19 protein-coding genes are annotated in these 23,698 nt (G+C 71.5%); 10 read left to right on the top strand and 9 right to left on the bottom strand.

What is annotated here, in order from left to right; translation table 11 throughout:
• Positions 1-181: 181 nt before the first annotated feature.
• From AB8O64_RS31820 to AB8O64_RS31810, 3 genes are all read left to right on the top strand, one after another.
• On the top strand, positions 182-3,118 hold the full coding sequence (locus AB8O64_RS31820; RefSeq protein WP_370423010.1) for a DEAD/DEAH box helicase: 2,937 nt from the start codon (positions 182-184) through the stop codon (positions 3,116-3,118).
• Positions 3,115-4,395, top strand: a complete 1,281-nt coding sequence (locus AB8O64_RS31815; RefSeq protein ID WP_370423009.1) for an SWF or SNF family helicase — start codon at positions 3,115-3,117, stop codon at positions 4,393-4,395. The genes AB8O64_RS31820 and AB8O64_RS31815 overlap by 4 nt, the downstream gene beginning before the upstream one ends.
• Positions 4,396-4,567: 172 nt before the next feature.
• Positions 4,568-5,437: a YceI family protein gene (locus AB8O64_RS31810; RefSeq protein WP_365204702.1), complete on the top strand. Its 870-nt coding sequence runs from the start codon at positions 4,568-4,570 to the stop codon at positions 5,435-5,437.
• Positions 5,438-5,495: 58 nt separating this feature from the next.
• Here AB8O64_RS31810 and AB8O64_RS31805 read toward each other — a convergent pair whose 3' ends face one another.
• Positions 5,496-6,326, bottom strand: a complete 831-nt coding sequence (locus tag AB8O64_RS31805) for a hypothetical protein (RefSeq protein WP_370423007.1) — start codon at positions 6,324-6,326, stop codon at positions 5,496-5,498.
• A gap of 133 nt (positions 6,327-6,459) precedes the next feature.
• On the opposite strand from AB8O64_RS31805, the gene AB8O64_RS31800 reads away from it, so the two are divergent.
• Positions 6,460-6,957 (top strand): hypothetical protein, encoded by a 498-nt coding sequence (locus tag AB8O64_RS31800; protein ID WP_370423006.1) that lies wholly within the window; start codon positions 6,460-6,462, stop codon positions 6,955-6,957.
• Here AB8O64_RS31800 and AB8O64_RS31795 read toward each other — a convergent pair.
• Complete coding sequence (locus AB8O64_RS31795; protein ID WP_370423004.1) at positions 6,905-7,777, bottom strand: phosphatidylinositol-specific phospholipase C/glycerophosphodiester phosphodiesterase family protein; 873 nt, start codon at positions 7,775-7,777, stop codon at positions 6,905-6,907. The genes AB8O64_RS31800 and AB8O64_RS31795 overlap by 53 nt on opposite strands.
• A gap of 197 nt (positions 7,778-7,974) precedes the next feature.
• Between AB8O64_RS31795 and AB8O64_RS31790 the strand changes: the two genes are divergently transcribed.
• The 3 genes from AB8O64_RS31790 to AB8O64_RS31780 all read left to right on the top strand — a co-directional run bounded on the left by AB8O64_RS31790 (position 7,975) and on the right by AB8O64_RS31780 (position 12,290).
• Positions 7,975-9,216, top strand: a complete 1,242-nt coding sequence (locus AB8O64_RS31790) for a phosphodiester glycosidase family protein (RefSeq protein ID WP_370423003.1) — start codon at positions 7,975-7,977, stop codon at positions 9,214-9,216.
• A gap of 136 nt (positions 9,217-9,352) precedes the next feature.
• Positions 9,353-10,765: a family 2B encapsulin nanocompartment shell protein gene (locus AB8O64_RS31785; RefSeq protein ID WP_370423001.1), complete on the top strand. Its 1,413-nt coding sequence runs from the start codon at positions 9,353-9,355 to the stop codon at positions 10,763-10,765.
• A 115-nt stretch (positions 10,766-10,880) separates the two neighbouring features.
• On the top strand, positions 10,881-12,290 hold the full coding sequence (locus AB8O64_RS31780; protein ID WP_370422999.1) for a family 2B encapsulin nanocompartment shell protein: 1,410 nt from the start codon (positions 10,881-10,883) through the stop codon (positions 12,288-12,290).
• A gap of 64 nt (positions 12,291-12,354) precedes the next feature.
• Here the strand turns inward: AB8O64_RS31780 and AB8O64_RS31775 are convergent, their stop codons facing one another.
• Positions 12,355-12,825, bottom strand: coding sequence for a hypothetical protein (locus AB8O64_RS31775; protein WP_370422997.1), 471 nt, complete (start codon positions 12,823-12,825; stop codon positions 12,355-12,357).
• 165 nt (positions 12,826-12,990) lie between these two features.
• Here AB8O64_RS31775 and AB8O64_RS31770 point away from each other — a divergent pair, with 165 nt between their 5' ends.
• Positions 12,991-14,031, top strand: a complete 1,041-nt coding sequence (locus tag AB8O64_RS31770) for a GlxA family transcriptional regulator (RefSeq protein WP_370422996.1) — start codon at positions 12,991-12,993, stop codon at positions 14,029-14,031.
• Here the strand turns inward: AB8O64_RS31770 and AB8O64_RS31765 are convergent.
• On the bottom strand, positions 14,004-14,198 hold the full coding sequence (locus AB8O64_RS31765) for a hypothetical protein (RefSeq protein WP_130881150.1): 195 nt from the start codon (positions 14,196-14,198) through the stop codon (positions 14,004-14,006). The two genes, AB8O64_RS31770 and AB8O64_RS31765, sit on opposite strands and share 28 nt — an antisense overlap.
• Before the next feature lie 226 nt (positions 14,199-14,424).
• Between AB8O64_RS31765 and lysX the strand changes: the two genes are divergently transcribed.
• The gene (gene lysX, locus AB8O64_RS31760) at positions 14,425-17,781 is read left to right on the top strand and encodes a bifunctional lysylphosphatidylglycerol synthetase/lysine--tRNA ligase LysX (protein ID WP_370422994.1); all 3,357 of its coding nucleotides are present in this window, start codon (positions 14,425-14,427) and stop codon (positions 17,779-17,781) included.
• A 200-nt stretch (positions 17,782-17,981) separates the two neighbouring features.
• A complete protein-coding gene (locus AB8O64_RS31755; RefSeq protein WP_370422992.1) occupies positions 17,982-18,404 on the top strand; it encodes a spore germination protein GerW family protein in 423 nt (140 codons plus the stop codon).
• A gap of 18 nt (positions 18,405-18,422) precedes the next feature.
• Here the strand turns inward: AB8O64_RS31755 and AB8O64_RS31750 are convergent, their stop codons facing one another.
• The 5 genes from AB8O64_RS31750 to AB8O64_RS31730 form a co-directional block, all read right to left on the bottom strand.
• Entirely contained in the window at positions 18,423-19,121 is a 699-nt protein-coding gene (locus AB8O64_RS31750) for an ABC transporter ATP-binding protein (protein WP_370422990.1), read from the bottom strand.
• Positions 19,114-20,013, bottom strand: coding sequence for an ABC transporter ATP-binding protein (locus AB8O64_RS31745; protein WP_370424034.1), 900 nt, complete (start codon positions 20,011-20,013; stop codon positions 19,114-19,116). Before AB8O64_RS31745 ends, AB8O64_RS31750 begins: the two co-directional genes overlap by 8 nt.
• Positions 20,014-20,105: 92 nt before the next feature.
• Positions 20,106-21,020, bottom strand: coding sequence for an ABC transporter permease (locus AB8O64_RS31740; protein WP_370422988.1), 915 nt, complete (start codon positions 21,018-21,020; stop codon positions 20,106-20,108).
• Complete coding sequence (locus AB8O64_RS31735; protein WP_370422986.1) at positions 21,013-21,978, bottom strand: ABC transporter permease; 966 nt, start codon at positions 21,976-21,978, stop codon at positions 21,013-21,015. Before AB8O64_RS31735 ends, AB8O64_RS31740 begins: the two co-directional genes overlap by 8 nt.
• Before the next feature lie 23 nt (positions 21,979-22,001).
• The gene (locus AB8O64_RS31730; RefSeq protein ID WP_370422985.1) at positions 22,002-23,612 is read right to left on the bottom strand and encodes an ABC transporter substrate-binding protein; all 1,611 of its coding nucleotides are present in this window, start codon (positions 23,610-23,612) and stop codon (positions 22,002-22,004) included.
• Positions 23,613-23,698: the final 86 nt, after the last annotated feature.

Raw genomic sequence — 23,698 nt, 5'->3', positions numbered from 1 at the left:
GAGGCTCGAGAGAGCCATGGAGCCACCACCCTGACCGGTCGGGGGACAACCCCCGAACACCGGAGGGGGTTGAGCGCACCCCGGCCGACGACATGACACGCATCACACACCGGAGAGCCTCGCCGCCCGTTCGCGTCCTGTACCCTCGGGCGCTCCGGAGCCCACTAGTCAAATTTGAGGAATGCGCATCCCTGTGACACCACCCCCTGCCGCAACCCCCACCGAGATCGCCCGGCTGGCTCGTTGCTCGGCGGTCTTCCTCCCCGGGGACCCGTCCCGGACCGGACGTGTCGCCTTCTGGCAGCCGGACGAGCTGGACAGCGAACTGCTCGTCGCCTCGGGCGTCGTGGAGGAGCTGACGATCGCCGTCGCGGACGGCGCGTCCGTCGCCACCACGACCGTACGCGCCACCACGCTGCCCGTACGCGAGGCGCTGCCGGCCCTCACCCGCGCCCGCGCCGCGCGGGGCGAGGAGTCGGCCGCGTTCTGGGGTGCCGCGGCGTTGCTCGCACTGCAGCTGGCCGCTCGCGGCCGACTGCTGCCGGGGTTGACCTCGACCGATCACGATGCCTGGCGCGTCGGCCCACTCACCCAGGACGACCTGGACCGGGTACGGGAGTTGGCCGCCGCGATGCCGCCGGCCGCGCACGCCGTGCCCCTGCCGGACAGCGACCCGCTGCTGCTGCCCGAGCCCGAGCGGCTCGTGCGCGCCTTCCTGGACGCCGTGGCCGACGGACTGCCGCGCTCCCCCGCCGCGGCGGCGGCCGCGGGTGGTCCCGCCTTCGCCGGCCCCGAGCCGTGCCGCTTGCCCGAACAGCGCGCCTGGGCCGACGAGGTCGCCGCCGGGCACGACGCGGGCGTGCGACTCTCCCTGCGCGTCGAGGTGCTGGGCCTGGCGGAGACCGCACTCGAGGACGGGGAGGCCGATGAGGACGCCCGCCCGCGATTCCGTGCCGTCCTCCAGCTGCACAGCCTCAGCGACCCGGCGCTGGTCGCGGACGCGGCCGAGGTCTGGGCGGGCGACTCCCCCGTGGCAGCCTCCCTCGGCCGGGGAGCGCGTATGAACGCCCTGCTCGCGCTGCGCCGCGCCGCGCACGCCTGGCCCGCACTCACACCGCTGCTCTCGGCGGCGGCACCCGACGCCATCGACCTCGCCGACGAGGAGCTGGGCGAGCTCCTGGGCGCGGCGTCGACGGCTCTGGACGCCGCCGGGGTCGAGGTCCACTGGCCGAAGGAGCTGGCCCGCAAGCTCACCGCGCGCGCCGTCGTCGGACCGCCCGACGACAACGGCGGCGCACAGGACGCCGGGCGGTCCGGCATGCCGTCCCTCCTCTCGGCGGACGCGCTGCTCACCTTCAGCTGGCGGTTCGCCGTCGGTGGCCTGGAGCTCACCAAGGAGGAACTGGACCGGCTGGCCGAGGCGAGCCGCCCGGCCGTGCGCCTGCGGGACCAGTGGGTGCTCGTCGATCCGGAGGCGGTGCGCCGCGCCCGGGAGCGGCAGGACCGCAAGGTCACGCCCATCGAGGCGCTGGGTGCCGCCCTCACCGGCCGCGCCCACGCCGAGGAGCGTGGCGACGAGGACGCCGGGGAGACGGTCGACGTACAGGCCACCGGCTGGCTCGCGGCCCTGCGCGACCGCATCGCCGACCCCGACTCCTCCTGTGAGCCCGTCGGCCAGCCCGCCGCTCTCGCCGCCACCCTGCGCGACTACCAACTACGCGGCCTCGACTGGCTGAACCGGATGACCTCGCTCGGCCTGGGCGGCTGTCTCGCCGACGACATGGGGCTCGGCAAGACCATCACCCTGATCGCCCTCCATCTGCACCGCCAGGCCCTGCCCGGCGCCGCCGGTCCGACCCTGGTGATCTGTCCGACGTCCCTGATGGGCAACTGGCAGCGGGAGATCGAGAAGTTCGCGCCCGGGACGTCCGTGCGCCGCTTCCACGGCTCGTCGCGGAGCCTGGACGCCCTGGCCGACGGGGAGTTCGTCCTCACCACCTACGGCACGATGCGGCTGGACGCCGCGCGTCTGGCGGAGGCCGGCTGGGGCCTGGTCGTCACCGACGAGGCACAGCACGTCAAGAACCCGTACTCGGCGACGGCCAAGCAACTGCGCACGATCGGCGCGAAGGCCCGGGTCGCCCTGTCGGGCACGCCGGTCGAGAACAACCTGTCCGAGCTGTGGGCGATCCTCGACTGGACGACGCCCGGGCTGCTCGGCTCGCTGGGCAGATTCCGCCGGCGCTACGCGCGGTCGGTCGAGGACGGCGCCGATCCCGCGGCCGCCGAACGCCTCGCGGCGATCGTCCGCCCGTTCCTGTTGCGTCGCCGCAAGTCGGATCCGGGCATCGCGCCCGAGCTTCCGCCCAAGACGGAGACGGATCACGCGGTCACGCTCACCAAGGAGCAGGTGGCGCTGTACGAGGCCGTGGTGCGGGAGAGCCTGGCGGAGGTCGAGGGCGCGGAGGGCTTCGAGCGGCGCGGGCTGATCGTGAAGCTCCTCACGGGGCTCAAACAGATCTGCAACCATCCGGCTCAGTTCCTGAAGGAGCACGACCTCAAGGAGGGCGGCCCGATGATTTCAGGCCGGTCCGGCAAGGTGGAACTGCTCGACGAACTGCTGGACACGATCCTCGCCGAGGGCGCGAGCGTGCTCGTGTTCACCCAGTACGTGCAGATGGCGCGGCTCCTGGAGCAGCACCTGGCCGCACGTGGTGTGCCGACACAGTTCCTGCACGGGGGCACGCCCGTGCCGCGGCGCGAGGAGATGGTCCGCCGCTTCCAGGACGGCGAGGTCCCGGTCTTCCTGCTGTCGTTGAAGGCGGCGGGTACGGGACTGAACCTCACCCGCGCCGGGCACGTCGTGCACTTCGACCGCTGGTGGAACCCGGCCGTCGAGGCGCAGGCCACCGACCGTGCCTACCGCATCGGCCAGACCCAGCCGGTGCAGGTGCACCGGCTCATCGCCGAGGGCACGATCGAGGACCGGATCGCACAGATGCTCACCCGCAAGCAGGCTCTCGCGGACGCGGTGCTGCACTCCGGGGAGGCGGCGCTGACGGAACTCACCGACGCCGAACTGGCGGATCTCGTCGAACTGAGGGGGACCGGACGATGACCGGGAATGACGTTCACGCGCGCGTGGAGCGCACGTTCGACGCACTACCGCCCGCGAGGGGACGAGGATTCGCCGAGACGTGGTGGGGCCGGGCGTGGCTCCGGGCGCTCGAGGACACCGCGCTGGACGGCGAGCAGGTGAAGGCGGGCCGCAGGCACGCGCGCGCGGGGGCGGTCGGCGCGGTGTCCGTACGGCCGGGACGGATCACGGCACTCGTCCGTGACCGGGACGGCACGCGCTACCGCTCCGATGTGGTGATCCAGGAGCTGTCCGGGGCCGACTGGGAACGGCTGCTGAACCTGGTCGCCGACCGGGCAGGGCACATCGCAGCGCTGTTGGACCGCGATATGCCGCCGCACCTGGTCGAGGACGCGGCCGCGGCGGGGGTGGATCTGCTGCCGGGCATCGGGGATCTGGAGCCCGAGTGCGCCTGCGAGGCGTGGGACCACTGCTCGCACACGGCGGCGCTGTGCCATCAGGTGGCGAGGTTGCTGGACCAGGATCCCTTCGTGTTGTTGCTGATGCGCGGACGGGGAGAGCGTGAGCTGTTGGACGAATTGCAGGCCCGTAGCGTCTCCCGTGCCGCCTCGCGGCAGACGCGGGAGAGCTCGGAGGTGCCTGCGGGCGTCCTGGCGAGCGAGGCGTTCGCGGCACGGGACCTCATACCGCCGCTGCCCGACGCCCCGCCCTTGACGGACGTCACAGCACGCCCGCCCGTCCTCACCGGGAGCACCCCTGCCGGGCCCGGCCTCGACGTCGGCGCGCTGGAGTTCCTCGTCGCGGACGCGGCCGCCCGGGCCCGGCAGCTGCTGGCCGAGGCCCTGGCGCCCGGCCATGAGAGGGCCCCCGTGGCGGACGCGCTGACGGCGCGGCAGGACGCGGTACGCCTGGCCGCCGCGGGGCCGCCCGAGAGGATCACCGCCCGGCTCGCGGCGGACAGTGGCTACGGACGCGCCGAGCTGGCCCGCGCCGTCCGCGCCTGGGGCCACGGCGGAGCCGCCGCACTGGCCGTGCTGGAGGAGGAATGGACACCCGAGCCGGAGGAGCTCGCCCGCGTACGCGCCCACCTGGCGGCCGCTTGGGAGGACGACGACAAGGCGCCCCGGCTGCGGGCCACGCGCAATCGGTGGACGGTGGTGGGCACCGATACCCAGCTGCGCTACGGGCGGGACGGACGCTGGTGGCCGTACCGCAAGGAGGGTGGCCGCTGGGAGCCCGCCGGACCGTGCGACCTCGATCCGGCGGCGGCCCTCGCGGTCCTGCTCGCGGAAGAGTGAGGGACGGGCGACGGCCGAGCCACGAACGAGAGCGAAAGAATCAAAGGGACAGAACAGTCAGTAAAGAGCTTTCCAAGGCAACAGAGGGCAATGGAGGAGCTTCCAAGCCCTAGTGACAGAATATGGTGATCTACCGTTCAATCACCTTCTGGACATGGAAAGGCACTTTGGGATGACTTTCGCCCTGCTGCGCCGGTACAAGCGTTCTCTTCACCGGGAGAGCGCACCGATTCCGTACGGCGCGGGGGCTCTCGACTGTGTCGTCGTCGACCCCGTGCGCCTTCCCCTGCACAGAGCGGAGGTATCCGTACGGGATGCGAACGGGCGCGAGGTGGTGCACGGGCAGACCGACCCGCACGGTCGGTTCGCCACGAACGTGGCACCCGGCGAGTACAGCGTCGCGGTGACCGCCGAGGGGTACCAGCCCGTGCGCCAGGCGTGCGAATCGACGGAGGGAACACGGACCGACCTCGGGACCATGCCCATGGAGCCGGCGCCCACCCCCGCCCTGCCGGCCCCGGGCGCCTGGCGCATCGACCCGGACCATACGGCGGTGCGCTTCATCGCCCGGCACATCGGGCTCGCCGAGGTGCACGGCCGGTTCAACCAGTTCCAGGGCACCCTGTGGATCGGCGAGCGCATGGAGGACTCCAGCCTCGACGTCGTGATCGAGACCGCGAGCATCGACACCGGGGTCGAGCAGCGCGACGCACACCTGCGCTCCCCGGACTTCCTGGGCGTCGACAAGTACCCGTACATGCAGTTCGTCAGCGAGCGCTTCGTGCACCGCGGCGGTTCGCGGTGGGCCGTGCAGGGGGTGCTCAACCTCCACGGGGTCAGCCGGAACGTCTCGCTCGACACCCGCTACCTCGGCCTCGGCACCGGCATCATGGGCGAGACCCGCGCCGCCTGCTCGGCCTCCGCCGAACTGCACCGTGAGGACTTCACCCTGGACTGGCGGTCCATGCTCACGCGTGGCATCGCGATGATCGGGGCGACGATCAAGATCGAACTCGACATCCAGGCCGTTCCCGCGGAGTGACCGCCGCACTCCGTCTCCCCCTCGCCCCGGCAGCGGCCACGGCCGTTCTGCAGGGGCGTCAGGCGAGCGGCTTCGTCAGCTTCCGACCGCTGCCCGTACCGCCCTCCTCGGCAGTCAGGCTGCAGGTGACGGAACGAATGCCCAGCCGGTAGCCCTGTAACTTCGGGTACTGCACCAGCGTGCCGCGCGCGGTGCCGACGGGCTGCTTCAGACTGCGGCCACGCATCGGCTGCCGGCACAGCTCCGCGGCCTTGTCCTTCAGGGCGCTCTCACTGTCGTACGTGCCCGACAGCCTGGGTGTGGCGACCACCTCGCCGTCATGGGGCGCGAAACACGAGCGCTTGACCAGCCGCCCCCCGGGGCCACCGGCGGGCAGGTCGAAGCAGTCCCCCGAGGCCAGCGCGAAGTAGTACGGCCTGTCGTCGGTGGGCGTCGGAAGGCCGCTCTCGACGCTCCGCGCGGTCGGCACACCGAGCAGCCCACTGGGGAACCCGCTCGGCAGGCTCGTGGGCATGCCCGACGGCAGCGTCGTGGGGAAACCGCTGGGCAGCCCCGACGGAAGGCCGCTGGGGAGGCTGGTGGGAAGGCTGAAGGAAGGCGAGGGCCCGCCGGTCGGACTGCCGGACGGCGTTCTCTCCCCGGGCTTCTCATCGTCACCGTCCCCGACGACCAGCACCGCGCCCAGCGCCACGGCGGCGACAGCCACCAGCGCGGTGGCCGCGATGGCGATCCGCTTGCCTCCGCCGCCGTCGGGCCGGGGCGGTTCCGGCGGCCAGGGCGGCCCTCCCGGACCGAAGCCCCCCGGCGGAGGCCAGGACGGCGGCGGGGGCGGCGCGCCCGAGGGCGGTCCGAGCGGGTTTCCGGGTGGCGGTCCAGGTGGGGTTGCCATACGGTCCAGCGTCCCCACGCGCGCCCGTCCGTGACCGCGTGGTGACCGTACCGCTACACCTTCCGCTCTGGATCGCGACATTCCACTGCGTGGCGCTCCCCACGGAATGATCCACTAACAGTACTATTTTCCGGTGACCGCCGAGATTTCCCATATACGCGTGAACGAGGCGAAGGCGAGGGCAGCACGCCTCCTCCTGGCCTTCCGGCACGGCAATCAGCAGGCGTTCGACGCTTCGCTGCCGGAGACCATGACGGCCGACGAGGCCAAGGACGTCGTGTCCGCGCTCTCCTGGGTCGCCAACGAAGCCGTACGCAAGGCATATCAGCCCGACGTCGCCGACCGGGTGTTGCGACACCTCGTCCGGCGCGCGCCGGACGAGGCGGGCTGGGTCGAGACGGATGAGGAGGCCGCACCGGATGTCGCAGTGCTGCTCGAGTCCGTCCGGCGCGGAGACACGGAGCGGGTGCGGGAGCTCGTGCGCGCGACGCCCGACACCACCTTCGTGCTCGGCAAACTGGTGCACGTCGTCGCGCTGTTGCTGCCGTCGGTTCCCGAGTCCCACTTCCGCGAGGTGCTCAGCGAGCTGCGCGGAGAAACGCCTCGAGTCCTGCCAGATCATCCGTGTTGAGGTAGTCCACACCGGCGTCCAGCAGCTCGCGCCAGAGCGCGTCACGGGCCGGGCCCGGCTCGTCGGGCGTGGCCCAGAAGCGCACACACCGGCCTGCCGAATGGGCGGCGGCGACGATCCGTCGAAGGGCCGTCCGCTCACGCTCGGGTATCGGCCCTTCACCTCGCCAGGTGAAGTTCAGCCCCCAGTTGTCGCTGATGAGCGAGGTGAACGAAGCGGGAACGCCGCTGCCGAGGTCCGCGAGGCGACCGTCGTAGAAGGCGTACCGCACCCGCTCGGCCTCCATGGGGGTGCGGGCACCCCGGTCGCCCGACACGACGGCGGTGACCGCGCCACGTCGCACCCGGCCGTCGGCACAGACGCCGAGCATCGACCGGTAGCGGCGCAGGCGTCTGGAGAGTTCGCGGTAGGTGGGATCGCCCGCGGTCTTGATGTCGATGAGCAGCTGCAACGAGAGGCCGTGGCCGCGGTAGACGCGGCCGTGGTTGGCGATGACCCGACGCAGCAGCGGGTCGAGGTAGAGCGATTCGAGGGTGCGCGTCGGATCGAGCTCGGACGCGTCGTGCGCCACGAGGAGTTGCCCGCCCACGAGCCAGATGTCGGCCTCCACGCTGCCGAATCCGTGGGAGAGGGCGTCGGCGAGCGGCCGGGGGTGCGCGTAGTCGTTGTGCGCGTGCGCCCGGCGCAGCGGCGCCTTGCCACGCCCTTGGCGGGTGCCGTCGCGCGAGTCCGGCACGACGGCGAGAGCCGGGGACGCGAGGGATCCCGCGAAGGCGGCTCCGAGGGTGACGACGGCTGCGCGGCGCGTGCGCGGGTGCATGGTGCCTCCCGAATCTCTGGGCGGATATCGATGGGTCGCACGTACTGACAGCTGTGAGTATCGGGGCGCGCAGGGCCGATGTGCAGGGACGTGCCGAGAGTTGCCCACGTCGACGCCGCGGCGTTCCTTGTCGTTCGTTCGGGGCATGGTGAACTCCCTTGCGCCGTGGCAGAGTTGATGGGACCTCTGGGGAGACTGTGAGAAGACGTACTGGCCGCGTACGCGCGGTGCTGACGGTGTGGGTGGCGTGGGTCTCATTGGTGGGTGGCGGAGGGACCGCCTGGGCGGAAACGGAAGCACGGCCGACTCCGCGGTTCGGCGGTCAGGCCGGCGTCGCGCCCGGGGTCACCTATCGGAAGTTCTCGGTCTCGGGCTCGCACGGGCCGGCCTTCGGTCATGTGCTCACCGTCGATCTGCGCCACCCGAAGGTGTCGTTGGACCTGTTGTACCCGGGCCGGGTCGCCGCACGGGCGACCGTGTCCCGCCTGGCCGAGTCCCGGGGCGCGGTCGGCGCCGTCAACGGCGATTTCTACAACATCACGGAGAGTCAGCACCCGGGGGTGGAGGCGACGGGGGCGCCGGTGGGCCCGTCCATCGCGAGCGGGCACCGCCTGAGCGCGGCCGTGCCGGACGGTCAGCGCTTCGGGCCCGCGATGCCGCAGGGGGTCACCACGAGGGACGTCATCGGCGTCGGGACGGACGGGGTGGCCCGGCTGGACCGGCTCACCCTGGTGGGGACCGTGCGGACCGCGGACCGGAAGTTCCCGCTGCGCGGCCTCAATCAGTACGCCCTGCCCGTCGGCGGCGTCGGCGCGTACACCCCCGCGTGGGGAGCGGTCTCGCGGCTGCGGGCCACCTGCGGTACCGACACGGAGCGGGCGGCGCCGTGCAGCGCCGAGACCTACGAACTGACCGTACGGCGGGGCCGGGTGACCTCCGTGGCCGAGGAGCCGGGGCGGGGGCAGATCGCGTCCGGCACGGTGGTGCTGGTGGGGCGTGAGGCAGGGGCGCGGGAGCTGCGCAAGCTCCGGGTCGGCGACCGGGTTCAGGTGGACGAGCGCCTGCGGTCCGCGCACCGCGGGGCGCTGCGCTTCGCGCTGGGCGGCTTCCCGGTGCTGCGCGACGGCCACCCGCTGAGCGGGCTGGACACGGTGGCCTCAGCCGTACGGACCTCGGCCGGGCTGGCCGACGGGGGCCGGCGGCTGTACCTTCTGGCGCTGGACGGGGGCCCCGACTATCGCGTGGGCCTGACCGTCGCCGAACTGGCCGGCGTCATGCGGGATCTCGGTTCCGAGGACGCCGTGAACCTGGACGGCGGCGGGTCGAGCACGCTGGTCACCCGCGCTCCCGGCGAAGGGCAGGCCGTCGTGCGCAACCATCCCTCGGGCGGGGCCGAACGAGCCGTCCCGAACGGTATCGGCATTTTTATCCGCCGTTAACATCGTCGATTAATCCACCCTTTAGGGTGACTGCGCCCACGGAATCACCCCGCTAGCCTCGGAGAAGCATCCCCGAGAGCTTATCGACGGTTCCGCAGCAGCCGGTCGCGCAGAGGAAATGGGTGGGCATTCCCGTATGACGACGTCATTGGAATCCGGTTCCGACACGGAGAATTCAGCGGGCCGACTGAGTCTCGGCACCGCGGCCGCCCGGAATCTGGCGACCACGACCAAATCCGTACCGCAGATGCAGGGCATTACTTCGCGGTGGCTGCTGCGCATGCTGTCCTGGGTCCAGGTCTCCGGCGGTACCTACCGGGTCAACCGGCGATTGACGCACACACTCGGCGACGGCCGGGTCGAATTCGTCTCCACCGGGGCCGAGGTACGCGTGATCCCGGCGGAGCTGGGCGAGCTGCCGCTGCTGCGCGGCTTCACCGACGCCACGGTGCTCGACACGCTCGCCGGCCGCTTCACCCAGCGCGAGTTCCAGCCCGGGGACGTGCTGGTCGAGGCCGGCCACCCGGCCGATCAGGTCGTTCTGATCGCCCACGGCAAGGTCAGCAAGGTGCACGCCGGGGAGTACGGCGACCCCGCCGTGCTCGGCGTGCTGGCCGACGGCGAATACTTCGGCGACCGGGCCCTCGCGGCGGCCGAGGGGGGCAACTGGGACTTCACCGTACGGGCGGTGACGGCCTGCACGGTGCTGACCCTGCCGCGCCAGGAGTTCGAGGAGCTCCTCGAGCGTTCGCCGGAGCTGCACGACCACGTGCAGGCCTTCCGCGCCGAGACCGGACGCCCGCAGAACGAGTACGGCGAGTCGGCCATCGACATCGCCTCCGGACACGTTGGCGAGCCTGCCCTTCCCGGCGTCTTCGCCGACTATGAACTCGCCCCGCGCGAGTTCGGCCTCAGCGTCGCCCAGACGGTGTTGCGCGTGCACACACGCGTCGCGGATCTCTACAACGAACCGATGAACCAGGTCGAGCAGCAGCTCCGCCTCACCATCGAAGCACTCCGCGAACGCCAGGAACACGAGCTCGTCAACAACCGCGAATTCGGCCTCCTCCACAACGCCGACCTCAAACAACGCATCCACACCCGCACCGGCCCACCCACCCCCGACGACCTCGACGAACTGCTGGCGACCGTCTGGAAGGACCCCGGCTTCCTTCTGGCACACCCGCGTGCCATCGCGGCGATCGGGCGCGAGTTCAACAGCCGAGGCGTGTACCCGGACAGCGTCGATGTGAACGGCCACGCCGTCCCCGCCTGGCGCGGTGTGCCGATTTTCCCCTGCAATAAGATCCCGGTCACCGAGACCGGCGTCAGCTCGATTCTGTTGATGCGCACCGGTGAGGAATCACAGGGGGTCGTCGGTCTCCACCGGACGGGAATCCCGGACGAGTACCAGCCCAGCCTGTCCGTACGTTTCATGGGCATCAACGACCAAGCGATCATGTCCTATCTGGTGAGCGCCTACTACTCCGCCGCCGTTCTCGTTCCCGACGCTCTCGGAATTCTCGAGAACGTCGAAGTCGGCCACTGACGGGACCGGACAGGGCAGGGCCATGGCCCTGCCCTGTCCGCACCACGTCGCCATCCGCAGCACACCGTTTCAGGTATCGCGTCAGCTATCGCATACAGATGGGTGAATACCAGCAATGACCACGTCAGTGGAGCAAGGGCAGACCGCGCGGGCGGGCGAGTCACAGCAGAGCCTCGACACCTCAGCGGCACGCCAGCTCGCGACGACGACCAAATCCGTACCGCAGATGCAGGGGATCTCCTCCCGATGGCTGCTGCGGGTGCTGCCTTGGGTGCAGGTGTCCGCGGGTACGTACCGGGTCAACCGCAGGCTGACCTACGAGATCGGGGACGGCCGCGTCGAGTTCATCACCACCGGCTCGGAGGTCCGGGTCATCCCGCCGGAGCTGGGTGAGCTGCCGCTGCTCCGGGGATTTGACGACAATGCCGTACTGGAGTCGCTGGCGGACGGGTTCGTCCAGCGGGAGTACGCGGCGGGTGACGCCCTGGTCGAGTCGGGTCAGCCGGCCGACCAGGTCTTCCTGGTCGTCCACGGCAAGCTCAACAAGACGGGCGTCGGCAAGTACGGGGACGACACCGTGCTCGGTGTGCTGGCCGACGGCGACTATTTCGGCGAACGCGTCCCCCTGGAGCCGGACGGGGTCTGGGGCTTCACCGTAAGGGCGGTGACGCGCTGCACCGTCCTCACGCTCTCCCTCCAGGCTTTCCAGGAACTGGCCGATCGCTCCGAGTCACTGCGCGACCATGTCGCGGGCTTCGCCTCCCGGCCCACACTCCCGCAGAACAAGCGCGGCGAGGCCGACATCGCAGTGGCCTCCGGGCACGTCGGCGAGCCGGCCCTTCCCGGCACCTTCGTCGACTACGAGCTGTCCCCACGCGAGTACGAACTGAGCGTCGCCCAGACGGTGTTGCGCGTGCACACACGCGTCGCGGATCTCTACAACGAACCGATGAACCAGGTCGAGCAGCAGCTCCGCCTCACCATCGAAGCACTCCGCGAACGCCAGGAACACGAGCTCGTCAACAACCGCGAATTCGGCCTCCTCCACAACGCCGACCTCAAACAGCGCATCCACACCCGCACCGGCCCGCCCACCCCCGACGACCTCGACGAACTGCTGTCACGGCGTCGTAAGACCCAGTACCTGCTGGCTCACCCCCGGACCATCGCGGCCTTCGGCCGGGAGTGCAGCAACCGTGGCCTCTACCCGCAGAACCTCGAGGTCCTGGGCTCGTCGGTGCGCGCCTGGCGGGGAGTGCCGATCCTCCCGTGCAACAAGATCCCGATCAGCGAGACCGGCACCAGCTCGATCCTCGCGATGCGCACCGGTGAGGAAGACCAGGGAGTCGTGGGTCTGCACCAGACGGGAATCCCGGACGAGTACCAGCCCAGCCTGAATGTGCGCTTCATGGGCATCAACGACCAAGCGGTCACGTCGTATCTGGTGAGCGCTTACTACTCGGCGGCGATTCTGGTGCCGGACGCGCTCGGTGTCCTGGAGGACGTCGAGATCGGGCGGGCATAGGCGGCTCAGGGACAGGTCCGGCCCCGCTCTGGGCCGCGGTCACGCTCCGCATCCCGCCCCTGATTCAGGCTCCCGTCGTCGAGCCAGGGCGGACGATCATGAGAACGGTGACCACGGCCCAGAGCAGGTTGAACACTCCGGTGTACATGGCCAGGCGACGTAGGGCGGCGGAGGTGCCGGAGCCTTTGTCGAGCGCGGCGAGGGCAGCGGACTGTCCGGGGAGGACGAGCGCCGCCAGGATCACGGCCGCGATCAGCGTGAGGACGATCGAGACGATCAGCCAGGGGTCGCCGAGGACGTGCAGGCTGTTGGCCGTCGCGAACCCGAAGACGGGGACGACGACACCCACGACGGCATAGACGCGACAGATCCGGTGCAGGGCCTGCGGGACCGAGGCCGCATCCCGGTCACCGGGAGAGGCCGACACCGCCGACGCCCGGCGGGTGACGGCGGGGAACATACTGGCCGCCACCGTCACGGGGCCGATGGCGATGATCGCGGCGAGGACGTGAATGCTCAGGAGAAGCTTCGTCATGGAGGGAGGAGTCTTTCGGCGGGTGGGTCCGGCTCGGGGCCGGCGGTCACGGCAGATCAAGCCGGGCGCGGCTCCGACGGTAGGCGTCATCCGGCGGGCACAGAAGTGGCGGGATTGCCATAGGTCAACGGGTTCTCGCCAGCGGGTCGGGGCTACGATCTCGTCATGCACACCGTCGCCGTTCTCGCCCTGGACGGGGTGGTGGGCTTCGACCTGGCGACGCCGGTCGAGGTCTTCACCCGTGCTCGTCTGCCCGGCGGCCGACCCGCCTACCAGGTGCGGGTCTGCTCGGCCGGCGGGGACGTCGACGCGGGCGCGTTCACCCTGCGGGCGCCCTGGGGCCTGGAGGCACTGACGCAGGCGGACACCATCGTCGTGCCCGGCGTCGCGAACCCCCTCGCGCCCGTTCCGGACGGGATCCTGGACGCCCTGCGCTCGGCGGCCGGCCGGGGTACCCGGATCGCGTCGATCTGCGTGGGCGCGTTCGTCCTCGCCGCCACGGGGCTTCTGGACGGGCTGCGTGCCACCACCCATTGGCTGGGCACCACGGAGCTGGCGCGACGGTACCCCGATGTCCATGTCGACCCGGACGTGCTCTACGTCGACAACGGCCAGCTGCTCACCTCGGCCGGTGCGGCGGCCGGGCTCGATCTGTGTCTGCACCTCGTCCGGCGCGATCACGGCTCGGCCGTCGCCGCCGACGCCGCCCGCCTCTCGGTGATGCCGTTGGAACGCGACGGCGGTCAGGCGCAGTTCATCGTGCACGAACCACCGGCCCCCGACGGGGCGACCCTCGAACCGCTGCTGCGCTGGATGGAGGAGAACGCCGGACGTGAGCTCACGCTCGACGGCATCGCCGCGCGGGCCCGGCTGAGCACCCGCACCCTGAACCGGCGTTTTCGCGAGCAGACCGGCACCACGCCACTGCAGTGGCTGCACCGGGCCCGGATCCGCCGGGCGCAGCATCTGTTGGAGACCACCGCGCACTCGGTCGACCGCATCGCCGCTCAGGTGGGGTTCGGCTCCCCCACCGCGTTTCGTGACCGGTTCAAGCGGCTCATCGGCACCAGCCCGCACGCCTATCGCCGGGCGTTCCAGGGCCCCGAGGCCCGCCGAACGCTCACCGGGCCGCGGGAAGCGGGCGGTGCTCCCGCACTCGCCCGTGCCACCCCGTCAGATCAGGGGCGCACGCCGCTGACCAGCTGAGCCGTGGCCGAGATGCCGTTGGCGATGGTCGGCGCCACACTGGTGCTCGCCAGCACGAAGCCGAGCAGGACGCAGACCAGCGCGTGCGAGACGCGGAGCGCTCCGCTGCGCAGGAACACCACCGCCAGCACCAGAAGCATCAGGACCACGGAGATCGAGACAACCACGGCAAACCTCCTCGGCTGAGCGGTGAGTATGCGCCAGTCTCGCTCATCACATCGGCGCCATCCGTGCCGCGCGTGTACTCCATCCAGGTACGGATTCACCGGCCGGGGCGGGAACGGACCGTCACGGTCTCATCGGCCCCGGGCAATCTTTTCGGGCCCGCACCCGTCCGGCGGGCGGGTCATGATTCGACAGGCGTCGGGGCAGTGGCGTGCCTAGGCTGGCGGAATGAGCCGCACAGTCCCGGACACCGAGCCCGCCACGGTGCGGGAAGGGGCGCGGGAGGGCGGCGAGCGGGCATCCGCCTGGCGGCGGCTGTTGCACCGGGTGCCCAACGGTTTCGCGATCTTCTTCGGTCTGCTCGGGGTCTTCTGCGCGCTCACCTCCCTCTTCTCACCGCTGCGGCGGGTGGCGGCCCCGCTGACCGACGCGCTGGACACCCTGACCGTTCCCACGGCCCCGAACCTCGCCTACGCCGTCTTCCTGCTGCTCCTCGCCGCGGCGATGGCCGCCCGCAAGCGGGTCACGCTCTGGTTCGTCCTCGGTTATCTGGCCCTGCTGCTGCTCGCGGACGTGCTGTTGCTGGCCGTGGGGTACTGGGAGGTGACCCCGTCCCTGGTGCTGTGCGTGGCGGCCATGGTGCTGCTGGTCCTGGCCCGGCGGGAGTTCTACGCGGCATCGCGGCGCGGTGCGTTCCTGCATGCCCTTCTGGTGCTCGTCGGCGGCCTCGCCGTCGCCATCCTGGTGGGCTGGGGCCTGGTCTCCCTCTTCCCCGGGTCGCTGGAGCGCGGCGGTGGGAACAGGCTGTTGTTCGTCGCCAACAAGGTGTGCGGCGGCCTGGTCAGCGGTCGGCACTTCGTCGGCCACCCGCCGCACTGGCTGTTCTTCCTCCTCGGCCTGCTCGGCGCGCTGGCGCTGCTCAACGCCACCATGTCGCTCTTCCGCTCCCAGCGTCTGGAGGCGGCCCTGCACGACGACGAGGAGCCGCGGATTCGCGCCCTGCTCGGCCGCTACGGCGGCCGGGACTCCCTCGGCTACTTCGCGACCCGCCGGGACAAGGCCGTCGTCTTCTCCCCCAGCGGGAAGGCCGCCGTCACCTATCGGGTCGAGGCGGGGGTCTGTCTGGCCTCCGGCGATCCGCTGGGTGACCCCGAGGCCTGGACACCGGCGATCGAGGCCTGGCTGGCGGTCGCGGGGCGCTACGGCTGGCAGCCCGCCGTCATGGGCGCGAGCGAGGCCGGCGCCAGGGCGTACGCCCGGTCGGGGCTCGGTGCGCTGCAACTGGGCGACGAGGCCATCCTCCAGGTCGCCGCCTTCGATCTGGAGGGCCGCGAGATGCGGGTGACCCGCCAGGCCGTCAACCGGGTGGAGCGGACGGGCGCGACCACCCGCGTCCGACGGCACGCCGAGCTCTCCGACGAGGAGATGGGCGAGGTGATCCATCGCGCGGACGCCTGGCGCGACACCGAGACCGAGCGCGGCTTCTCGATGGCGCTGGGGCGCCTCGGCGACCCCGCCGACGGCGATTGTCTGCTGGTCGAGGCGTTCGACAGCGAGGGCAACATGATCGCGCTGCTGTCGTTCGTGCCCTGGGGGCGCGACGGGGTCTCGCTGGATGTGATGCGCCGCGACCGGGCCGCACCCAACGGCGTCATGGAGTTCATGGTCGCCCAGCTGTGTGCCCAGGCCGGGCGGTTCGGCGTCAAGCACATCTCGTTGAACTTCGCCGTCTTCCGCTCGGCGTTCGAGGAGGGCGCCCGGATCGGCGCGGGGCCGGTGTTGCGGTTGTGGCGCAAGCTGCTGTTGTTCTTCTCCCGGTGGTGGCAGCTGGAAGCGCTCTACCGCTCGAACGTCAAATACAACCCCGAATGGCATCCACGGTTCCTGTGCTACGCCGACGCGGGCGCCCTCGCGCGGATCGGGCTGGCCGCGGGCATCGCGGAGGGCTTCGTCGCGGTACCGAGCCTGGGCAAGCTGTGGAGCCGGGGGCGGACGCGCGGCGTCTCCAGCCCGGCCACCACCGCCGGGCTGCCCTCGCTCTCCGAACTCGGCTACGGCACCGCCGCGGGGGCCGGTGAGCCCGGTGCGGCGGATGAGCTCGCCGGGCTGCCCGAGCAGGTGCGGGTACGGCGGGCGAAGCTGGATCGGTTGCGGGCGGCGGGTGTCGATCCCTACCCGGTCGACGCCCACCGCACCCACACCCTCGCCGCGATCCGCGCGGCGCACGCCGGGCTCGCGCCCTCGTCCCGTACGGGCGAGCGGGTGACCGTCGCCGGGCGGGTACTGCTGGTCCGCGACCACGGCGGGGTCGTCTTCGCCGTGCTGCGCGACTGGTCCGGCGACCTGCAGCTCACCTTCACCCGCGACGGATCCGGTCCGGAGTGCCTGCGGCGCTTCACCGACCACATCGACCTCGGTGACCACATCGAGGCCGAGGGCGAGATCGGTGCCACCGACCACGGTGAGCTGACCGTCTTCGTGACCCGTACCCGGATGATCGCCAAGTGCCTGCGTCCGCTGCCCGACAAGCGCCACGGCCTGAGCGACCCCGAGGCCCGGGTGCGGATGCGCTATGTGGACCTCGCCGTGTCGACGGAGGCCCGGCGGACCGTACGGGCGCGCAGCGCCGCCGTGCAGGCACTGCGTCAGGGGCTGCTCGACCGGGGCTATCTGGAGGTCGAGACGCCGATGCTCCAGCAGATCCACGGCGGGGCGAACGCCCGGCCGTTCACCACGCACATCAACGCCTACGACCTCGATCTGTATTTGCGCATCGCGCCCGAGCTGTATCTCAAGCGGCTGTGTGTGGGCGGCATGGAGAAGGTCTTCGAGATGGGCCGGACGTTCCGCAACGAGGGCGTCTCGTACAAGCACAACCCCGAGTTCACGATGCTGGAGGCGTATCAGGCCTGCGCCGACTACGACGTGATGCTGGACCTGACGCGCGAGCTGATCCAGGGCGCCGCCGTCGCCGCCCACGGTTCGGCGGTCGCGCTGCGGACGGACGGCGACGGCAAGCTCGTCGAGCACGACATCTCGGGCCTGTGGCCGGTGAAGACCGTCTACGGCGCGATCTCCGAGGCGCTCGGCGCGGAGGTCGACGCGGACACCCCGGTCGAGGCGCTGCGCCGCCACTGCGACGCGACGGGCGTGCCGCACAAGCCGGAGCACACGCGTGGGGACATCGTGCTGGAGATGTACGAACGGCTCGTCGAGGAGCGGACCGGACCGCCCGTCTTCTACAAGGACTTCCCCACCGACGTCTCGCCGCTCACCCGCCCGCACCGCGACGATCCGCGGGTCGCCGAGCGCTGGGACCTGGTGGCGTTCGGCACCGAACTGGGCACGGCGTATTCGGAGCTGATCGATCCCGTCGAGCAGCGCCGCCGCCTCACCGCCCAGTCGCTGCTGGCGGCGGGCGGTGACCTGGAGGCGATGGAGGTGGACGAGGACTTCCTGCGTGCCCTCGAGTACGCGATGCCTCCGACGGGTGGGCTGGGCATCGGCGTGGACCGGCTGGTGATGTTCCTGACGGGCCTGTCGATTCGCGAGACGCTGCCGTTTCCTCTGGTGCGGCATCGCTGACCGCCGGGTGCGGCACGCGGGTCCGTGTGGCGGAGGGTGCGGCCGGGACTGTGCACAACACCGTTGCCCACACCGGTCGAGGTCGGCAGAATGGCGGGCATGGCCGAGCCCTCTGTCATACGGCTGCTGTGCGACGTCACGTCTGCGGATGACGGGGCTGCGGGCGGCAGCGCGTTACGCCACGCCCTCGGAGGCACCCGATGACCGCCCCGGACGAGACAGCCCTGCCCATCCCGTCGGCGAACATGACCGCCGCGCACGCCTCCGTCGCCATGATGGAACGGCTGGCCAACGGGATCGGCAGCCGGGCCTCGGTAGCGGTCGTCTACGGCGAGCCCGTCACCGCGGCGGGTGTCACCGTCATCCCGGTCGCCAAGGTCGGCTTCGGCTTCGGTGGTGGTACGGGGAGCGAGGCCGGATCGGCCAAGGCGAGCGACGGCGGAGGAGGAGGCGGAAAAGCCAGCGCTCGGCCCTGCGGCTTCATCGAGATCAAGAACGGCTCCGCCACCTACAAACCACTCCGGAACCCCTGGCTTGATGTCCTCGTACCGCTCGCCGCCCTCGTGGCGGGCACCGCCGTCCCAGGACTCGCGCGCCGCCTTGCCGAGCGCCGCCTCAAGTGAGCAGGCGCCACACCGGGCTCAGGCGCCGGACGGCTTGTTCCTCGGCGGGCTCGGGTCTTCGGCCTGGATGAGTTCGGCCCAGTGGACCGTGCGGTCGCACCAGCGGTTCAGCAGGGTGCGGTCGTGGCCGACGGCGAGGAGGCCCGCGCCGCTCTCGCGGCGGTAGTCCTCGACAGCGGCGACCAGGGCGGCGGTCGTGGAGGCGTCCAGCATCGCCGTCATCTCGTCGCAGATCAGCCAGCGCGGGCGCAGCACGAGGGCCCTGGCCAGGCAGGCTCGTTGCAGCTGGCCGTCGCTGACCTCGTGCGGCCGGCGGCCGAGCAGTTCCTCGGAGAGTCCGACCCGCGCGGCGAGCTCGGCCACCGTCCCCTCGATGCCCGTGCGCCGGCCGGCCGCGCGCAACGGCTCGGCGATCAGATCGGTGAGGCGCAGCCGCGGATCGGCGGACTGGCGAGGCTGCTGGAACACCACTCCGAAGGCGGTGCGCTGCTCGCGCGGGGCGCGGTGCCGCCAGGCCCGGACTCGCTCGCCGTCGATGAGATACGTGCCGGAGTCGGGCCGGTGCAGCAGGGAGGCGACGCGGGCCAGGGTGGACTTGCCGCAGCCGCTGGGGCCGAGGAGCCCCACGGCCTCCCCCGGCTCGACGATCAGCGAGATGTCCCGGACCACGGGTGCGCGCCGGTCGTACCCGGCGGTGATGCGCTGGAGTTCAAGCACGCGTCGGCTCCTGCGGGTGGTGGCAGGCCGTGCCGTCCAGCAGCGCGGGGACGGTCCCGCAGCTCGCCGTCGCGTGTGCGCAGCGGGCGGCGAAGGCGCAGCCCTCGGGCAGCGCGCCGAGTTCGGGGGGCATGCCGGGGATGGGGGTGAAGGCGCGCTCGGGCAGGGCGTCGAGCAGGCCGCGGGCGTAGGGGTGACGGGGGCCGGGCTCGCCGAAGAAGGCGGGTGCGTCGGTGAGTTCGACGATGCGGCCCGCGTACATCACGGCGACGCGGTCGGCGATCCGTTCGGCCGCCGCGAGGTCATGGGTGATCATCAGCAGCGCGTGTCCCGCGTCCGCGTGGCGACGCAGTTCGTCGACCGTGCGGTCGACGAGGTCGCGGTCGAGGCCGGTGGTCGGTTCGTCGGCGAGCAGCAAGGGGGCGTCGCCGACGAGGGCGAGCGCGGTGGCGGCGCGCTGGGCGAGACCGCCGGAGAGCTGGTGGGGGTAGCGGTCGAGGTGGTCGGCGGGGAACGCCGCCCGCTCGGCGGCGGCCTCGGTCTTGGCCCGCAGCCCGCTGCCGCGGGCGCCGGTCAGCTCCCGGACGGTCTCCTGGAGTTGTGAGCGCACGGTGCGTACGGGGGTGAGGTGGGCGGCGGGGCTCTGCGGTACGAGGCCGACGCGGCGGCCCCGGACCGTACGGGCGAGCGTCCGCTCGTCGGCCGCGAGGAGGTCGAGTCCGCCGACGAGGGCCCGGCCCGCGGTCTGCGCGTTCGCGGGCAGCAGCCCGAGCAGCGCGGACGCGAGGACGGACTTGCCGCAGCCGCTCTCGCCGACGAGCGCGAGGCACTCGCCCGGCCAGAGCCGGAACGAGGCGTCGGTGACGGCGGCGATCCGCCGGCCTCCACGCATGCGGAACCGTACGGACAGGCCGCTGACGTCCAGTACGGGTTCGTCCGGGGCGGGGAGGGGTGTCGCTGCCCCGCCCTTTCGGGCCTGCGTCGTCACAGCATCAGCTCCGATCGGCGGCGGGGGTTGAGCCGTTCGCGCCAGGCGCCGGCCAGGCCCGCTATCGCGAGGGTGGGGATGATGATGAACAGCCCCGGGAACAGGGTCGGCCACCAGTCGCCCGCGAGCAGGGAGCCGCGTGCGGCCTGGACCATGTTGCCGAGGCTGGCCTCGTGGGTGGGCAGGCCCAGGCCGAGGAAGGACAGCGCCGACTCGTGCCAGATGGCGTGCGGGATCATCAGCACCGCCGCGAGACCGGCCTGGGGCAGGACCCCGGGCAGCAGATGCCGCACGGTGATCCGCAGTCGGGAGGAGCCGCCGGAGACCGCCGCGTCGATGTACGGGCGCGAGCGCAGCGACAGCACCTCGGCCCGTACGATCCGGGCCGTGGACAGCCAGTGGGTGAGGGCCACCGACGCGACCACCGGCCACAGGCCGGGCCGGAACATCGCCACGATGAAAACGCCGAGCAGCAGGTGCGGGACGGACGAGAAGACATCGACCAGACGCATCACGACCCGGTCGGCCCAGCCGCCGAGGGCACCCGCGAGGGCACCGACCACCGTGCCGACGACAGTCGCGGCGAGTCCGGCCACGACGCCGACGAGCAGCGAGATCCGCAGCCCGTAGACGCAGCGCAGCAGTAGGTCCCGGCCGACCTCGTCGGTGCCGAACGGGTGCGACCACGACGGTGGCAGGAGCTTGGACCCCAGGTCCACGGCCTGCTCGTCGAGCGGCACCAGGGCGGGTACGGCGAGGACGGTGAGGACGACCGCGACGACGAGGACGGCGGAGGTACGTGTGCGCAGCGCGCGCGTGCCGCGCCGGGCGGCTCCGCCCCGGGCCCCGGCACCGGGCGAACGCCAGGCGGTGGGTGCCGCCGCCTCGGGTGCGCTTGCGGTCTCAGCCATCGAATCCCACCCTCGGGTCGGCCAGTCCGTACAGCAGGTCGGACAGCAGATTGCCCACCAGGACCGCCACCGTGGCCAGCACGGTCAGGGCGGCCAACAGCGGGAAGTCGACGCTCGTGGCGGCCTGCACGGTCGCCGCGGCGATGCCCGGCCAGCTGAAGACGGTCTCCACGAGCAGCGCGCCCGTGATCAGTTCGGGTACCCGGGAGCCGATGAGGGTGAGGACCGGCAGCAGTCCCGAGCGCAGTGCGTGGCCGAGCAGGACGGTGCGTTCGCGCAGTCCACGCGCGCGTGCCCCGCGCACGGGGTCCTCCTCCAGGGCGTCGCCGACGCCCTGGCGCACGTACAGCACGAACCAGGGCAGCTGGGAGACGGCGAGCACCACGGCGGGCAGGACGACGTGCGAGGCGACCTGTCCGGCCGTGGCGACATCGCTGCCGGTGTCGGTGAGGCCGCCGGCCGGGAGGGCACCGAGCTTGAGGGCGAAGAACCAGATGGCGAGCAGTCCGAGCCAGAAGGGCGGCGCCGCCTCCAGCGTGTACGACAGGGACGTCACGATGCGGTCGAGGAGACCGCCGCGGCGGCGTGCGGCGAGGACGCCCAGTGTGGTGCCCACGAGGACGGCCAGCGCGAAGGCCACGGCGCACAGCAGGACGGACCAGCCGATGCGTTCGCCGATGACGTCGGCGACGGGCTGGCGCAGGGTGCTGGAGTCGCCGAGGTCGCCGGTCACGGCGGAGGTGACCCAGTCCCACCAGCGGGCGACGAAGGGCCGGTCGGCGCCGAGGTTCTCGCGCAGCTGGTCGAAGACGTCCTGGCCGGCGGCGAGGCCGGCCGAACCGGCGTAGGCCTTGGCGGGGTCGAACGGCGAGGCGGCGGCGATCGCGAAGACGCCGAAGGTCACGACGGCGAGCACGGGGACGGCGAGCAGCAGCCGCCGTCCCGCCATGCGTGCCATCGGCCCCCAGGGAAGCCGGGAGGTCACTTCTTCGACTGCCAGTCCTCGACGTTCCACCAGGGTCCCGCGCCGAGGCCGTGGTCGTGCGGCTCGACCTGGGTGGTGAGGTCCCGCCGGCCGTCGTTCATGACGTAGAGGTGGTCGACGTGGGTGAGGAAGACGTAGCCGGGGTCGGCGGCGAGATCGCGCTGGACCTGGTCGTAGGCGGCCTTGCGGGCGCCCTTGTCGCCGCTGCGACGGCCGTCCTCGAGGGCCTTGTCGACGTCGGGGTTGTCGTAGGCGGCCATGTTGTTGAAGCCGTCGAGGGCGAGCGAGGAGTGCAGCAGGTTGTAGAGGTCGAAGTCGGGGTCGGCGGGGTTGCCGCCGCCGGCGAGGACCGCGTCGTTCTTCATGCGCGGCTCGATGACCTCCCAGGTGCCGCTCTGCACCTCTACCTTGATGCCGGCCTTCTTGGCGTCGGAGGCGAAGGCGAGGGCGTGCTCCTGGCGGAGCTTGTCACCGGCGGGGAACCAGAGGGTGAACTTCGCGGGCTGCCCGTCCTTCTCCCGGATGCCCTGGTCGCCGGGGGTCCAGCCCGCGTCGTCGAGCAGCTTCTTGGCCTTGTCGAGGTCGTGCGGGCGCTCGGTGCCCTTGGCGAACCACTCGCTGTCGGTGGGGACCGGGCCGTAGCCGGCCTTGCCCGCGCCTTCGAGGAGCTTGTCGACCATGGCCTCGCGGTCGACGGCGAGGTCGAGGGCGCGACGGACGGCCACGTCGCCGGTGACCTTGTTCGCGGTCGGCAGGGTGACGCCGCGGAAGTCGGTGGTGCGGGCGGTGACGGTCCGCTTGGACTTGTCGCCCTTGAAGCCCTTGACGAGGTTGGGCGGCAGGATCGCGCCGTCGAGGTCGCCGGTCCGCAGCCGGGTGGCGCGGATGTCGTCGTCCTTGATGATCGCCATGGTGAGCTTCTTGATCTTCGGCTCACCGCCCCAGTAACCGGGGTTGGCCTTGAAGCTCAGCTTCTCGCCCTTGCTCCAGCCCGTGAGGATGTAGGGGCCGGTGCCGATGGGCCGGGTGTTGAAGGAGCCGGAGTTGACGTCCTGGCCCTTGGCCGCGTGTTCGGGCGCGATGGGCAGGACGGTGCGCTCGGCGAAGGGCGCGTAGGGGTACTTGAGCGTGAAGACGACGGTGTCGTCGCCGTCGGCGGTGACGCGGTCGATGGCGTCGAGTTCGCCCTTGGCGGCGTTGTTGGTCTTCTCGTCGAGAATGGTCCGGTAGGTGAAGACGACGTCCTTGGCGGAGAAGGGCTTGCCGTCGCTGAACTTCACGCCCGTGCGGAGCTTGTACGTGTACGTACGCCCGTCGTCGGTGATCTTCGGCAGCTCGGCGGCGAGGGCCGGCTGGAGCTTCATGGCGGCGTCCCGGCGGAGCAGCCCGTCGAAGATCTTGGAATTGCCGTCCTTGCCGTAGCCGAGGAGGGGGCTGAGCGTCTCCGGTTCGTTGGCGAGGCCGACGACCAGGGAGTCCTTGGCCCCGTTGGCACCGCCCGCGCTTCCGCCGTCGCCACCGCCGGGCGTCGAACAGGCCGCCGCGCCGGCCGTCAGTACCGCTGCCATGGCCGTGGCGGCCATTCCCCGAATGGACCGGGCCGTCATGCCCATACCTCTACTCACGCACTCTCACGTACTCAAGATCAACCGCTATTGCGAATTCCTCGCAATTAAACAGCACGGATAAGAGC

This window comes from Streptomyces sp. QH1-20, assembly GCF_041283565.1.
Lineage (GTDB): Bacteria > Actinomycetota > Actinomycetes > Streptomycetales > Streptomycetaceae > Streptomyces > Streptomyces syringius.
Note: the sequence above shows the minus strand (reverse complement) of the source record. Positions and strands in the feature narration are given on the sequence as shown.

Bases quoted from the DNA above. Each gene is read 5' to 3' on its own strand.
- AB8O64_RS31815 (WP_370423009.1), top strand. From the start codon at position 3,115: ATGACCGGGAATGACGTTCACGCGCGCGTGGAGCGCACGTTCGACGCA.
- lysX (WP_370422994.1), top strand. From the start codon at position 14,425: ATGAGCCGCACAGTCCCGGACACCGAGCCCGCCACGGTGCGGGAAGGG.
- AB8O64_RS31785 (WP_370423001.1), top strand. From the start codon at position 9,353: ATGACGACGTCATTGGAATCCGGTTCCGACACGGAGAATTCAGCGGGC.
- AB8O64_RS31740 (WP_370422988.1), bottom strand. From the start codon at position 21,020: ATGGCTGAGACCGCAAGCGCACCCGAGGCGGCGGCACCCACCGCCTGG.
- AB8O64_RS31755 (WP_370422992.1), top strand. From the start codon at position 17,982: ATGACCGCCCCGGACGAGACAGCCCTGCCCATCCCGTCGGCGAACATG.
- AB8O64_RS31805 (WP_370423007.1), bottom strand. From the start codon at position 6,326: ATGGCAACCCCACCTGGACCGCCACCCGGAAACCCGCTCGGACCGCCC.
- AB8O64_RS31735 (WP_370422986.1), bottom strand. From the start codon at position 21,978: ATGGCACGCATGGCGGGACGGCGGCTGCTGCTCGCCGTCCCCGTGCTC.
- AB8O64_RS31770 (WP_370422996.1), top strand. From the start codon at position 12,991: ATGCACACCGTCGCCGTTCTCGCCCTGGACGGGGTGGTGGGCTTCGAC.
- AB8O64_RS31745 (WP_370424034.1), bottom strand. From the start codon at position 20,013: ATGCGTGGAGGCCGGCGGATCGCCGCCGTCACCGACGCCTCGTTCCGG.
- AB8O64_RS31780 (WP_370422999.1), top strand. From the start codon at position 10,881: ATGACCACGTCAGTGGAGCAAGGGCAGACCGCGCGGGCGGGCGAGTCA.
- AB8O64_RS31820 (WP_370423010.1), top strand. From the start codon at position 182: ATGCGCATCCCTGTGACACCACCCCCTGCCGCAACCCCCACCGAGATC.
- AB8O64_RS31730 (WP_370422985.1), bottom strand. From the start codon at position 23,612: ATGACGGCCCGGTCCATTCGGGGAATGGCCGCCACGGCCATGGCAGCG.
- AB8O64_RS31810 (WP_365204702.1), top strand. From the start codon at position 4,568: ATGACTTTCGCCCTGCTGCGCCGGTACAAGCGTTCTCTTCACCGGGAG.
- AB8O64_RS31775 (WP_370422997.1), bottom strand. From the start codon at position 12,825: ATGACGAAGCTTCTCCTGAGCATTCACGTCCTCGCCGCGATCATCGCC.
- AB8O64_RS31795 (WP_370423004.1), bottom strand. From the start codon at position 7,777: ATGCACCCGCGCACGCGCCGCGCAGCCGTCGTCACCCTCGGAGCCGCC.